Consider the following 13,741-nt stretch of genomic DNA (forward strand, 5'->3'; position numbering starts at 1 on the left):
ACATCTCTCTTATTATCTCTAATGACATTAATTCTTTATCAGATTTTTTGTTCACATCTTTTAAAATGAAACGAATCCCATCTCGCCCTCCCCCAACAAATCCACTCCATATTCATTGCTATACCAATTCTCTCTAAGTTCATAGATTGCTCCATCTAAATGCATGACTATAGCGTTCTGTTGTTTTAGAGTTGCCAGTTCATTAGCATATAAACTCACCGTATACTGCTGCGCCTTTTTTAAAAGAAACGTTAGATTCTCTGTCCATTCCTCACTATTCAAATGAGCAATAATATCTTTTCCTTCCCCGTAAGGCACAATCACAGGTGTTGTTACGTTATCAATTACTTGAAAATGTTCTGCTGCAGTTTTATAACTTCCCGTTAATAATAGTGGAAGATGCGTACCAAATTTCTTCCTATAAGTAGATACATAATCAGATTCATTTCTATGAGCCATTAAGAGATTTGTCATATCTTGATTAATTAGCTCCACATGGTAATTTAAATTCCCCTCCATTTTCGAATAGTAGTGAAGGAAATATTCTTTCATCGCTTTTTCCGATAAGAGATTCTCTTCATATTTTTTTGTATCTTTTTTGTAGGCTGCTAGCAATTTACTCGTGATATCTTTACCGACTTCGATTTCTTGTAATTTAGAAAGGTTCTCCTCTACATGATCAATTACATATACATTTTGCATATCATATTCACCATGTCGATTACATCTTCCTGCTGCTTGTGCAATAGAATCCAAACCAGCCTTGGAACGAATAACACATTTAAAACTTACATCTACGCCAGCTTCAATTATTTGTGTTGTTACACATATAATCGGAATTCCCTTTGCCAACATATTTTTAATTTCTTTTAATTTATCTTTACGATGTGCTGCACTCATTGAAGTACTTAGATGATACACGGGTAAACCTTCCAATTTTAACTTTTCATATAAGTTCTTTACTACTGTTTTCGTATTTAAAATAACAAGCGTACTTTCTCTTTTATTCATTCCTTGAATTATCCAGTCAGCTAATACTTCATTCGTAAAAGGCACTTCGGTTTTATCAATCAAATTGACGCGTTTAAATGCCTTCGATACATTGGGAAGATCAGATACAATTTCACCATCCCGGTTCTTCAATAAGCTATGTCTGACTTCCTCTAATGTTGGCTGAGTTGCTGTACAGAGAAGAATACTGCTGTTCATATGGGCTTTTAAGAAGTTTAGAGACTCATTGAAAAGAGAAACGCATTTCGTAGGAACCTTTTGTACTTCATCAAAAATAAGGACTGCGTGACTTAAATTATGTAGTCTTCGTGTATTCCGATTTCCCTTTGCATAAAATACATTCAAAAACTGAACCATGGTAGTAAAGATAATAGGACTATCCCAATTATCACGAGCAAGTTTTAATTTGTGCATTTTCGTAAGGAGGCCATCCTCTTGTTCATCATCATCAAAATCTGCAATAACATTCGAGTGGTGCTCTAATATATGTATATCGTCCTCCAATATCGTTCGGATTTCCTGGGCATTTTGCTCAATAATGGTTGTAAAAGGAACAATATAAATAATTCGTTGTTTGTTATACTTCCGAGCATGTGTAAGAGCATAACGCAAGCTAGCAAGAGTTTTCCCACCACCTGTTGGGATAGATAGGGTATAAATTCCCGATGGCTTCTCTGCGAAAATCTCACACTGTTCCGACATATTTTGACGTAATACATTGATTGAGTTATTAGAGTTTGCATTGTTTTTAAATCCCTGCAACTTCTTCATTAATCTCTGATAGTAAGTATCGAAAAGTTGATGATATGAAAGGGGCTCTTCTAGGGGAGATTGTTCTTCAAACATTCTTGTATCCGTCCGGTCCGCATCTATTAAACAACTAAAGATAAACTTTGATAGAAAAAAACTCTGAGTGGGGCTTTTGTCTGTAAAACGTTCTAATTCTAATACCGCCTTGTTCACATATTCACGAAATTCCTCTTGTGACATAACTTCTTGAAAAAATCGCTCAACAGCTAACGGGTATCCACTGAGTTCTTTTTCTTTTACTCTTCTTAAAAAATCAGATTCAATGGTTGGTGAAATAAAATCATGGAGATTACTGTGATGTGAAATAATAGCATTGGAAACAACTTCAGCTAGAAGTAATTCATGGAATGGATTATTATTAATATCGTGAAGCAAGGAGAACAGCAATTTTCCACCAGCAGTAGAATGATCAACCTCACCACGCCTTACACTTAAAGTTTCCGGTTCAAAGACTGCTTTATTAATATAATGTTGAAATTCATCGGAATATTTACCAAGATCATGAAGAAGGCCGGCTAATCCAGCTACATGCTTTAATTTCAATTTCTCTCCAAATGATTCTGATAGCTTTTTAACACCTATTAAATGCTCTTTCACTGACTGTATTTCTTTATCTTTCTCTCGGATATGCGCTACATAAACCATCCTTCAGACCCCCTTTTGTGACATTTTTTTACATAATAACCCTCTTTATTACTATATTATCCGTTTTTTGCAGAAACGCAAGGACAAAGTCTGAAAAATTTGTAAATATAATGGAATTTAACTAAATTCTTTATAATAAGAACCATCTTCCAGCATGAAATATACTGTTACATATTAAACGGACAAATCCTTATACTATCTTTAGAGCTACAATAATTAGGTACCTTGAACCTTTATTGACAGGTTGAACTGCTACTTTGTTCGAATTACCATACATCTCCGAGGCGTTCATTGATTAATTAAATCAAAACCACCAGTGTGAACTGGTGGTTTGCTCTGCGGCTTGAAGCCTCTTTTACCGGCCTTGGCCTTAAAGGCCCACTGAATGGTTTTCCCTTACGCACCACATCCACGCACTGATTCTAAAGAATCTCTTATATCTTTCTATTTTTTTCTCCTGTGAATGGATCAAACTCTTCGAATAACGTTAATTGATCTGATATATAATCTTCTCGGAGCTGATTCCTAATATATTCTTCTATTTGCTTCTTATTTCGGCCCACTGTATCGACGTAGAAACCTCGACACCAGAATTTTCGATTGCCATATTTATATTTTAAATTTGCATGTCGGTCGAATATCATTAAACTGCTTTTTCCTTTTAAATATCCCATAAACTGAGATACACTCAGCTTTGGTGGGATACTTACTAACATATGGATATGATCTCGACATGCATTTGCCTCATGAATGGTTACACCTTTTCTCTCGCATAATTCTCTTATTATTTTTCCTATACTTTGTTTGTATTTTCCATATATAATTTGTCTTCTGTATTTTGGTGCAAACACGATGTGATACTTACAATTCCATGTTGTATGTGCTAAACTATTCTTGTCCTTCATTGGGACATGCCTCCTTCGTTTATTTGATGTAGTGGTCGGGAAACCAACTATATCTTATCACGAAGAGAGGCCTTTTTTAATTTTAATACCACGCTATAAGCTCTCCGGAACCCCCGGCATAGCCAGGGGTTTTCAAATGACACAAAAAAATGCCTAGGATTCACCTAGGCACTTTAAAATTCAATTACACTATCCAATTACTTTTCTTCACTCACTGGTTTTCTCCAAAGTCCTAATAACACTGCCGAAACAATGGCACCAATTGCAAGTGATAATAGGAACAACAAGGCATGTTCGGCAAGTGGCGTAACAAAGATTCCGCCATGTGGTGCTGGAATTGCTGATCCAAAGAATTGAGTCAGACCACCTGCAATAGCTGCACCTACTACGGATGAACCAATAACGCGTAATGGGTCAGCAGCTGCAAACGGAATTGCCCCTTCTGTAATAAAGGATAATCCCATTACATAATTCGTTACACCTGATTTACGTTCTTCCGCTGAGAATTTATTTTTAAAGAATGTGCTTGCTAAGGCGATTGCAAGTGGTGGTACCATCCCACCAGCCATAACAGCAGCCATTAGACTACCATCTCCAGTATCCGTAAAGATACCAATAGAGAAAGCATATGCTGCTTTATTGAATGGTCCACCCATATCTACTGCCATCATTCCACCAAGAACGATTCCCAGTATAGCGGCATTAGCCGTTCCAAGGCCTTGTAAGAAATCAATCAATGCTGTATTAATCGTTGCAAATATTGGACCAAATACAAAGTACATTAAAATTCCAGTTAAAAATAGTCCTAGTACTGGGTAAAGTAGAATAGGCTTTAGCCCTTCTAATGTCTTTGGTAACCCGCGTAGTAATCTTCTTAATAAAAGAATGACATAACCTGCTAAGAAACCAGCAACAAGTCCACCTAAAAATCCTGCATTACTATTTACGGCAATTAAACCACCGACCATACCTGGCATTAATCCCGGACGATCCGCTATACTTAAGGCAATAAATCCAGCAAAGATTGGAATTAAGAAACTAAACGCATTACTACCGATATCATTTAAGAAAGTAAATGTTGTGCTATCATCACCTAAGAAGCTTTCAAATAAGAAGGAAAGCGCAAGTAAAATACCACCACCGACAACAAATGGAAGCATATGAGAAATTCCATTCATTAAATCCTTATAAATTCTTCCCCATATAGAATTAGGCTTATCTTCCATATCATCAGCTTTTTGCTCGCTGCCATCGGAATGGTAAATAGGAGCAGCCTTATTAACTGCCTTCGTAATTAATTCTTCCGATTTCTTAATACCATCTGCCACCGGACGTTGTAGAACATGTTTACCTTCAAAACGATCTAAATCAACTTTCTTACTAGCAGCAATAATTACCGCATCTGCACGACGTATTTCATCTTCTGTTAAGGTATTTTTCGCACCTTCAGAACCTTGCGTCTCTACTCGAATATCTACATTCATCTCTTTCGCTTTTTTCTTTAATGCATCTTCTGCCATGAATGTATGGGCAATCCCTGTTGGACAAGCCGTAATCGCAACAACAAATGGTTTCGTATCATTTGCTGGTGCTTCATTAGAAGTCTTATCTGCTTCTTCTTCCTCTTGTTCCTCCACAAATAATGCAAGAACTTCATCAGCATTAGAAGCCGCTTTTAATTGATCAACAAATTCCTTATCGATTAATTTCCTAGATAGGGCTGCTAACGTTTCTAAATGGGTGTTATTTCCGCCTTCAGGAACAGCGATCATGAAAAATAAATAGGCAGGTTGTCCATCTAGTGATTCATAGTCTACCCCTTTTTTACTTTTTGCAAAAAGTACGGTTGGTTCTGTTACTGCTTTGTTCTTGGCATGGGGCATAGCAATTCCATCGCCTAGTCCAGTAGAAGTTTGTGCCTCCCGCTTTAAAATCGCATCTTTAAATTCGGCAACGTCTGTAAGAACACCACTATTATTTAGGCTTGCTATCATTTCATCAATTGCTGATTCTTTTTCCGTAGCCTGTAAATCAAGAATCATGATGTCCTTTCTTAGTAAATCTGTAATCTTCATTTGTCTCATCCTTTTATGTTATTTCACTTATAATGGCTTTATCTCAATCTGATTAAGTAGAGAGTGAATATCTTGTTTTTTTGCTAAATCATCTGAGAACGCAGTAGCACTTCCAGATGCAATTCCCATCTTGAATGCTTGAATTGGGTCTTTAGATTGCATATATTCCCCAGTGAATCCCGCAATCATTGAGTCACCAGCACCGACTGAATTTTTAACGGTACCTTTTGGATTAATTCCTTTATACGTACCATTTTTCGTAAATAGTAGTGCCCCTTCTCCAGCCATGGATACGATAACATGTTCCGCACCTAGCTCTAGCAGCTTATTCCCGTAAGTAAGGACATCCGCTTCACTTGTTATACTGACCTGAAATAGTTCTGCTAACTCCTCTTTATTCGGTTTCACTAATAACGGGTTTAATGGTAGCGCAGTGAATAACTCCTGCCCAGTTGTGTCGATGATGAAAGAAGCACCCTGCTTCGTTATCAGTTCTACTAGTTGTAAGTAATAGTCATCCGGAAGGCTCGGTGGCTTACTTCCAGATAAAACCACAGTATCCTCTGGTGTTAAGTGACTAAGTTTCTCCATAAGTTTCTTTGATTCCTCTGGTGAGATACTTGGTCCGCGACCGTTTATTTCTGTTTCTTCTTCTGATTTTAATTTAATATTAATTCTAGTATCCTCTCGAATTTGTATAAAATCAGAACGAACGCCTTCTTTCGTAAGCCAATCGGAAATGAAACCACCAGTAAATCCACCTAAAAAGCCTAGCGCTACGGTATCTTTCCCTACTTCGTGTAGGATTCGTGATACGTTAATTCCTTTACCACCTGGTAATTTTAGGTCGTGATCCATTTTATTTAGCTCCCCAAGCGCTACTTGTGGAATGCTTACAATATAATCAATAGAAGGGTTTAGTGTAATCGTGTAAATCATGAGGTAGCCTCCAAAATCGTTGTTTTTTCTTTAAATGATGATAGGTCCAACTCAGTCTGTTCCGTAATAATCGTTACATCATCTAAATCACATACTTTGACAAACGTCACTTTATTCCACTTCGTCTGATCTGCCAAAACGTAGCTATTGGCAGATTGTCGAAATGCTAATCTTTTAATAGCTGCTTCTTCTGGATCAGGGGTTGTGCAACCAAATTCTAAATCAATTCCATTGGTACCGATGAAGGCCTTATCGAATTGATAATTCTTCAACTCACTAATACTAGTCGGACCTACTATCGCTTTTGTTGATAATTTGATTTTCCCACCCAATAGAATGGTATCTATCCCATAATCAGCTAGTAGAGAAGCATGTTGAATTCCATTGGTTACAACTGTAATGTTCCCTACCTTGATATAATCTATAATGGCAAGCGTTGTGGTACCGGCATCTAGGAAGATAACATCATTTTCTTCGATAAGCGATGCTGCAAATTTACCGATGCTTGATTTTTCTTGAACGTTTTTGAGTGATTTCTCCTTATTAGACAATTCTTCGTCTAATTGATAAATTCTCTTCGCACCACCATGAATACGCTTTAAATATCCTGCCTGTTCTAGATGGTCTAAGTCTCTTCTAATGGTAGACTCTGAACAATTTAATATCGTTAATAAATCCTGAGTCTTTACGATACCGGATTCCTGTAATCGGTTTAAAATGACAGAATATCTCTCATCTGTTAACATCACATACCTCCTAAAACGGTATTTTACCATCAAAAAACTTCAAAAACAATCAAATACTACTAAAGTCAAAAATATGTCATCCATACTTATGTTTTTTTCCTACCTTGTCTCTCACTTTCACATCAATGACGCAAGCCACATAGTATAATCACCCAGAGATTTTCAATATCTGTTATTGAAGGAGTATACAATGGATCTATCATTAGCACATTGGTTATATTTAATCGGAACATTATTCATTATTGTCACGATGTTATGTAGACAAAATGTTGTCGTTCCAGCTTTAGTCATGAGCTTCTTCGTTGCTTGTGCCTTTACTGGTTCTTTATTAGATGGCATTCAGGCGATCTTCAATGCCAATTTAACAGCTGCGACTGAATTGTTTCATATTTTTTTAATTATAGCGATTATGACCGCACTTCTTGGTTCTATCCAGTCCATAGGTGCCGATGAACAGATGGTTAAACCATTCCAAAAAGTAATGCGTAATGGGACATTAGCCTTTCTCGTGCTTATTGTAATCACGTACATTTTATCGCTTTTTTTCTGGCCGGCACCTGCCGTACCATTAATCGGAGCTTTATTAATACCGGTAGCAATTTCTGCTGGACTATCTCCAATTGGCTCTGCGATCGCGATTTCCCTAGCTGGTCATGGGATGGCATTATCCTCCGATTTTGTCTTAAAAGTAGCACCAGAGCTAACAGCCTCTAGTAGTCGTGTACTAGAAGCAAATGCAATAGGGGAACAAACATTAATCCTATCACTAGTAACAGGGGTAGTCTCCTTAACAATTGCTTATTTTATGATTCGAAAAACGATTCGAAAACCAGCGAAAGAACATCTGAAAGAATGGGAGAATGGGAAAGATGAGGATTTAAACATGAAAACCGATGATAAAGATGTGATACGAGGGAAATGTACCACGGTATTTGCTTTTCTAGTACCTACAATTTTTCTAATTATCGTCACCTATGTCGTTATTGCCACGTTTTCTGATGCTGTACCAGACATAGAAGATGGAGCAGGGGCTGCACTAGTTGGTGGTACAGCGATCATCCTTATTATCATTATGTCTCTATTTCGCAATTATAGAAGAACTCTCCAGGACGTAAGCGATCATATCGTTAATGGGTTTGTATTTGCATTTAAAGTAATGGGGCTTGTTATCCCGGTGGCCGCATTTTTCTTTATCGGAAGTGGAGAATTGGCAGGGCAAATCTTCGGTACGGACCCAGATACAACACCATCCTTTCTTTTTGATTTAGTAGAGGAAGGTCAGCGTTACATCCCAAATAATGAGGTGTTCACTGCCTTTGGTGTATTACTATTAGGAATGATATCTGGTCTAGATGGTTCAGGCTTCTCCGGTCTCCCTCTAATTGGATCGCTATCCGAGGCACTTGGCACTTCAACCGGAATGGATCCCACCACCTTAGCTTCAATCGGACAAATCGGTGCCATTTGGGTCGGTGGTGGTACACTAGTCGCCTGGTCTCCGATCATCGCCATCGCAGGCTTTGCCAAGATATCTGTAATTGATTTAGTGAGAAAAAGCTTTATACCAGTCATTACCGGATTAGTAATTACCATGTTTTTTGCATTACTGTTCTTCTAATAGTAAACATGATGGTGTTGATAAGAACGCGAAAGAGCAGGGATCCTAGAGAATCTCTGCTTTTTCTATCTTTTAAATCATAATGATAAAAGGATTTACTTAGTTTGTGTGGAATTAATTATATAGTACGAAGTAGGAAAGGAGGTAGACACTATGTCAACATTGTTTCAACGAATAGACACTGTTTTTGTACCGACACGAGATATTGAAAAATCACGGAATTGGTACATGCAAGTGCTTGATGGTATACCCGATTGGGCGAGTGATAAGAGAGAGTATCAATGTATTAAGTTTGGCGATACATCGATTACCTTATTTCTTACCAATGACCCAGTATATTTTCAAGCAAGACGTAGCTTGTTTAATTTCTATGTCAATAATGCAGAGCAGGCATATAGCCATTTAAAAATGAATGGCGTCAAGGTAGAAGAGATAAAAGAATATGGTGCACGGTACTTCGCCTTTTATGACATAGACGGAAATTGCTTAGAAGTATGTGAATATTAATCCTTTCTAAAAAAGTACACCTAAGAGTGTGATTATTTATACAAGCATTCTTAGGTGTACTCATTAAGAAAATGAAAACTTTGTTTTCATTTAGGCAAATAAAAAAACTAAAAACTCTACACAATAAGTCTTTAGTTTTTTAAACTAAAAGTGCCCTCTTCCTTTTACATTCCTTTTCTCATTAAGATTGTCATTAAGCTAATTTAAACAAGCAGCACCTACAATGATTAACAGGATAAACAATACGACGATTAGAACAAATCCATTTCCATGATTATAGCCGTATCCATAATATGGTCCGATATCACATCCACATGAACTTCCATATCCCATACTTTACACCCCCTCAAATATTCCTTAATAATTTCTATATGAATAGGATATGTAAAAATGGACGATTGCGTATGTGACATTCGCCTGTATTTTTCATCTTATTATATTATTTGAAAAGAATCCTTTTAAAGTGACACAAAGAAGAAACGGCTAATTTAACACACCTAAATAAGCAACCCATGGACCGACATCCTTTTGATATCGCTTCGCCATTACCCGAGCGATTTGGGTGATATGTGTTAGATCATGGACAACCCATGTCGAGATTAATTGTTCAAGCGTTACTTCGCCAAATTCTGGATGAATACCTGTGCGTCTAAAATCAGAATCATCTTGAATAAGGGCTCGAAGCTTTACTATACTCTCTACTCGCAACCTTGCAAATTCTGCTAATGCTACATCGATTGATCTATCTTCTTTGTTCAAATGGGCAAAGCGATCAAATGGTGGAAAATGATTATCTTTATCTGGAACAAGAATAGCTGCTACTCTAGGCAGCCAATCCTCCTTCTCCGCTTCAATTAAATGCTCAACCACTTCGGAAGCATTCCAAGTACTTTCTCCTTCATTCACTTGAAGCCAACTTTCAGATAGACCAAAAAGCAAACTTTCTAACGTCTTAGGTGTTCTTTCCAAAATCTCCAGAGCCTCATCTAATTTAAAATTCACCTTTTTCCCTCCTATTTACTAGCTTCATACCTTTTAAAAAAATTTAATCCTGAAGTTTATTTAATCTCATACTCATTCACCTTCTAATTTGTTTAATGTATATACATATAAAAGAAAGTTTAGTTCCTATTTCTAACGAATCGTTAAAAATAAAAAATCCAACCTTATACCATTTACTAAGGTTGGATTCTTGATGCATCACTATAAACTATGGCAAGTGAACTTATTGCAACAAAGCTTGAATATCTTCTTCCGTAAGTGACATCGATTGTTCACTTTGCGGATCGATTACTTCTTCTATTAAATGGCGCTTCCTTGCTTGCAATTCATTCATCTTCTCTTCCACTGTACCTTTAGCTACTAGCTTTATTACTTGAACCGTTTGTGTCTGACCAATACGATGAGCACGGTCTGCTGCTTGTTCTTCTACTGCAGGATTCCACCAGCTATCGAAAAAAATGACAGTATCAGCGCCAGTTAAGTTCAGACCAGTACCACCAGCTTTTAACGATATAAGAAAAACATCTCTCTCGCCAGCATTGAACCTATTACATAAGGCGACCCTTTCCTCTGAAGGGGTTTGTCCATCCAAATAAAAATGTGAAATTCCTTCAAGCGTTAATTCTTGTCCTATAAGGTTTAACATCTTTGTAAATTGCGAGAATATCAGCATTCTGCGTCCAGCAAGCCTTGCTTCCTCTACGATTCGAATAAGCTGTTCAAATTTTGCCGAAGACCCCTCATAGCCATCAACAAATAAAGCAGGATGGCAGCAGATTTGTCGTAGTCTGGTTAGTCCAGCCAATATTCTAATCCGATTTTTTCTTATTGTTTCTCTATCCAGATGTCGCAATGTCTTATGCCTTAACTTTGCCAAATAACTAGCATACAGTTTCTTTTGCTCTGGCAGTAATTCCGTTGTATCAATGGCTTCTCGTTTCTCCGGTAATTCTTCCAGAACATCCTCTTTCACTCTCCGCAGCATAAATGGGCGAATTCTCCTTGCAATCTGCTTCTTAGTTAGTTTACTATATTCCCTTAATCCTAAAAATAATTCGGGAAACACAACATGAAAGATGGACCATAGCTCCTCTAATGCATTCTCCATCGGTGTCCCAGTTAAAGCAAAGCGGTGGGTAGCGTTTAGTTTTTTAACCACCCTTGCCGTCTGGGTTAGGGGGTTCTTAAACATTTGAGCTTCATCAAAGAACACAACATGAAATTCCTGTCCCTCATACCACCTACTATCACTGCGTAGCAATGGATAGCTAGTAATCATCACATCTACATTAGTTAGCTCAGCCTGTAGCTTCATCCGTTCTGTCTTGCTCCCGTCAATGATTACCATCTGAAGCTCAGGAGCAAATCTCATCAATTCGCTTTGCCAATTATACGTAACAGAAGATGGACAGACAATTAATGCAGGACGTCCACTTTCTCGGATAACATCGAGTTCTGATAGAATAAAAGCGATACTTTGAATCGTTTTCCCTAGCCCCATATCATCTGCTAGTATCCCACCGAATCCATAATGTGCAAGAGCCTTCATCCATTTAAAGCCTTGTTTTTGGTACGTGCGCAGCACATCTTCTAAGGATTTCGGTACAGCATAAGGTAACTGTTCAGGATGCATAATAGTATGAAGAAATTCCCTAAAAGATGCTTCTATCGTCACTGTATCACTAGACTCCATCGTATTAAGTAACCTTAGTCCTTCCACAATGGGCACGTTCAATTGCTGGTCCCATTCATCGATTTGACTTGGTACTTGATGCATGAATCGATGGATTTCCTCCATTTCTCTTGTTTCTAAAGAGAAAAGTGTACCATTTCTTAGTCGATAATACTTTCGCTTTTCCTCTAATGCCGCTAATACATCCTTGATTTCTTCTTCTGGGATACCATCAATGGAGAAAGTAAATTCAAGCCAATGTGTTCTTTCTCGGTAATGTCTCACTTTAATTTTAGGAACCGTTGTTTTAGGTAAAATCCTTAAACGTACTGCTGTTGTTGCGTAGACTTGTACCAACTGGTGCAGCTTCGGTAATTGATGATGTAAAAAGTTATACTCTAATTCTTCATTTTGAATATAATAACCACTTTCCGTTTGGATAAATTGACTCTCCTTCATGATGTTGAGAATTTCTTCTTCCTTCTCGATATCACGAATAATCATAGAACCTACTTTCGGCTGACGCCCGTCTAGTGGATTGATTACTACATTTTCATAATGAAATTCAAGACCTGCTAGCAAACGATTTTTCACACGGTCAACATACAGCTTTGCCTGTAATGGTGTCTTTTGAATTTCTGCATTTACTTCACCAGTTAAATGAACTTCTCCAAGCTTTCGCAAATGCGGGACTAGTTTCTCCATATAATATTTCAGTTGATTAGCAGGTATAGGGATAGCGCTTGTTCTGGAATTCTCCATCATTCGCTTAAGACCATATAGTCGCTCAGCTTCTCCTCGTTTTACCACGACAATCTTGCCATTGGTAAGTACCGTGTCGTATTCATGTAAAATTACCATTTTGTCCAATCCGTCTATTACCAATTGATAGCCATTACCTTCGTTTTTCTTAAATTCAAATGTTAGTGGCAATGGCTCATCGACTACTTGAAACTGTGAATACGCTTTGCCAGCATATTGCAATGTCACGTGAGGAGCAAGGATTAACAATGGCTCTAATTTATTCCACGAGGACGCTGGGACAGGTAATATTGCTTTGTCAGCTTGATGCCTTCCTTTAGTAGGCATTGCTCGTAGATACATTTTTTCGTCATTCATGATTTGGTTTAACTGCTGTATTACTTGGTCTGTTTCTTTATCAAAGCAATGTTTACTCGGGTCATACGTATAATTATCTGTGATAGTATACCTTTTCCCTTCATCTATTTGACAGAGAAAGTCACGAATATCTTTTATCGGTTGTCCCCCAATGGACAAGCCAATACCAAATAAATTATTTTGATCTTCATCAGGAACAACCACGCATAGCAACATCGCTCTTACTACCGTTCTATTTTCAAAATGAGTTTGCTCGCCAGATTTTCGTGTTGAGGGCGATTGAAATATCGTGAGTAAGTCCTCTGGTAACTCTTGTAATTCCTCTCCAGGATCCAGCTCGTGTGTCCTTGCTTTCTGGTGATGAGAATAGGCGATTAGTACTGCTGCAACATGCTGGCAGTCCTTTTGAAACGAAGTAAGTGACGGGCAACTACAAGTCGCAGTAAACCCCTGGTTCGTTTTCTCGAGGTGGACTTGGAAATCCTCTGCACCTTGTACTACAGCATCCAAGGACTCAGAAGTTATCGCTTCTAACCATACCTTTCCATTACGATAAAAGGCGTCCCCTCTTTTAAAGGAGACGGCCCCACAACGCTCGTTGATGACTTTTTGATTTAGTTTAATTTCCATTGGGGCCACTCCTTTACTTATGATCATAGATACGTTCATAATCTCTTAGTTAAGAAATTAGC

The 13,741-nt window shown here is 37.7% G+C and carries 10 protein-coding genes; 2 read left to right on the top strand and 8 right to left on the bottom strand.

All coding sequences use genetic code 11. The annotated features are described in order from the left end of the window. Window positions 1-60: 60 nt before the first annotated feature. From cas3 to MKY78_RS04475, 5 genes are all read right to left on the bottom strand, one after another. Window positions 61-2,466 (bottom strand): CRISPR-associated helicase Cas3', encoded by a 2,406-nt coding sequence (gene cas3 / locus MKY78_RS04455; RefSeq protein WP_339216548.1) that lies wholly within the window; start codon window positions 2,464-2,466, stop codon window positions 61-63. Between the two features lie 434 nt (window positions 2,467-2,900). After that, window positions 2,901-3,371 carry an IS200/IS605 family transposase gene (gene tnpA, locus MKY78_RS04460; RefSeq protein WP_339214265.1) on the bottom strand — a complete coding sequence of 157 codons (471 nt, stop codon included), beginning with the start codon at window positions 3,369-3,371 and terminating at the stop codon, window positions 2,901-2,903. A 197-nt stretch (window positions 3,372-3,568) separates the two neighbouring features. Continuing rightward, entirely contained in the window at window positions 3,569-5,446 is a 1,878-nt protein-coding gene (locus MKY78_RS04465) for a fructose-specific PTS transporter subunit EIIC (RefSeq protein ID WP_339216550.1), read from the bottom strand. A 27-nt stretch (window positions 5,447-5,473) separates the two neighbouring features. Beyond that, window positions 5,474-6,385 carry a 1-phosphofructokinase gene (pfkB, locus tag MKY78_RS04470; protein ID WP_339216551.1) on the bottom strand — a complete coding sequence of 304 codons (912 nt, stop codon included), beginning with the start codon at window positions 6,383-6,385 and terminating at the stop codon, window positions 5,474-5,476. Continuing rightward, window positions 6,382-7,131 (bottom strand): DeoR/GlpR family DNA-binding transcription regulator, encoded by a 750-nt coding sequence (locus MKY78_RS04475; protein ID WP_339216553.1) that lies wholly within the window; start codon window positions 7,129-7,131, stop codon window positions 6,382-6,384. Before MKY78_RS04475 ends, pfkB begins: the two co-directional genes overlap by 4 nt. Window positions 7,132-7,321: 190 nt before the next feature. On the opposite strand from MKY78_RS04475, the gene MKY78_RS04480 reads away from it, so the two are divergent. Beyond that, window positions 7,322-8,749 carry a hypothetical protein gene (locus MKY78_RS04480; RefSeq protein ID WP_339216555.1) on the top strand — a complete coding sequence of 476 codons (1,428 nt, stop codon included), beginning with the start codon at window positions 7,322-7,324 and terminating at the stop codon, window positions 8,747-8,749. Between the two features lie 153 nt (window positions 8,750-8,902). Beyond that, window positions 8,903-9,256, top strand: coding sequence for a VOC family protein (locus tag MKY78_RS04485; RefSeq protein WP_339216557.1), 354 nt, complete (start codon window positions 8,903-8,905; stop codon window positions 9,254-9,256). A 198-nt stretch (window positions 9,257-9,454) separates the two neighbouring features. Here the strand turns inward: MKY78_RS04485 and MKY78_RS04490 are convergent, their stop codons facing one another. From MKY78_RS04490 to MKY78_RS04500, 3 genes are all read right to left on the bottom strand, one after another. Next, on the bottom strand, window positions 9,455-9,589 hold the full coding sequence (locus MKY78_RS04490; protein WP_339216559.1) for a YjcZ family sporulation protein: 135 nt from the start codon (window positions 9,587-9,589) through the stop codon (window positions 9,455-9,457). A 150-nt stretch (window positions 9,590-9,739) separates the two neighbouring features. Further along, the gene (locus MKY78_RS04495) at window positions 9,740-10,258 is read right to left on the bottom strand and encodes a DinB family protein (RefSeq protein ID WP_339216561.1); all 519 of its coding nucleotides are present in this window, start codon (window positions 10,256-10,258) and stop codon (window positions 9,740-9,742) included. Between the two features lie 223 nt (window positions 10,259-10,481). Further along, window positions 10,482-13,679, bottom strand: coding sequence for a DEAD/DEAH box helicase (locus MKY78_RS04500; protein WP_339216563.1), 3,198 nt, complete (start codon window positions 13,677-13,679; stop codon window positions 10,482-10,484). Window positions 13,680-13,741: the final 62 nt, after the last annotated feature.

This window comes from Ornithinibacillus sp. FSL M8-0202 (assembly GCF_037975285.1).
Taxonomy (GTDB): Bacteria; Bacillota; Bacilli; order Bacillales; family Amphibacillaceae; genus Ornithinibacillus; species Ornithinibacillus massiliensis.

Excerpts from the sequence above, each read along its gene's own strand:
- cas3 (WP_339216548.1), bottom strand. The coding sequence starts at position 2,466 with ATGGTTTATGTAGCGCATATCCGAGAGAAAGATAAAGAAATACAGTCA.
- tnpA (WP_339214265.1), bottom strand. The coding sequence starts at position 3,371 with ATGAAGGACAAGAATAGTTTAGCACATACAACATGGAATTGTAAGTAT.
- MKY78_RS04465 (WP_339216550.1), bottom strand. The coding sequence starts at position 5,446 with ATGAAGATTACAGATTTACTAAGAAAGGACATCATGATTCTTGATTTA.
- pfkB (WP_339216551.1), bottom strand. The coding sequence starts at position 6,385 with ATGATTTACACGATTACACTAAACCCTTCTATTGATTATATTGTAAGC.
- MKY78_RS04475 (WP_339216553.1), bottom strand. The coding sequence starts at position 7,131 with ATGTTAACAGATGAGAGATATTCTGTCATTTTAAACCGATTACAGGAA.
- MKY78_RS04480 (WP_339216555.1), top strand. The coding sequence starts at position 7,322 with ATGGATCTATCATTAGCACATTGGTTATATTTAATCGGAACATTATTC.
- MKY78_RS04485 (WP_339216557.1), top strand. The coding sequence starts at position 8,903 with ATGTCAACATTGTTTCAACGAATAGACACTGTTTTTGTACCGACACGA.
- MKY78_RS04490 (WP_339216559.1), bottom strand. The coding sequence starts at position 9,589 with ATGGGATATGGAAGTTCATGTGGATGTGATATCGGACCATATTATGGA.
- MKY78_RS04500 (WP_339216563.1), bottom strand. The coding sequence starts at position 13,679 with ATGGAAATTAAACTAAATCAAAAAGTCATCAACGAGCGTTGTGGGGCC.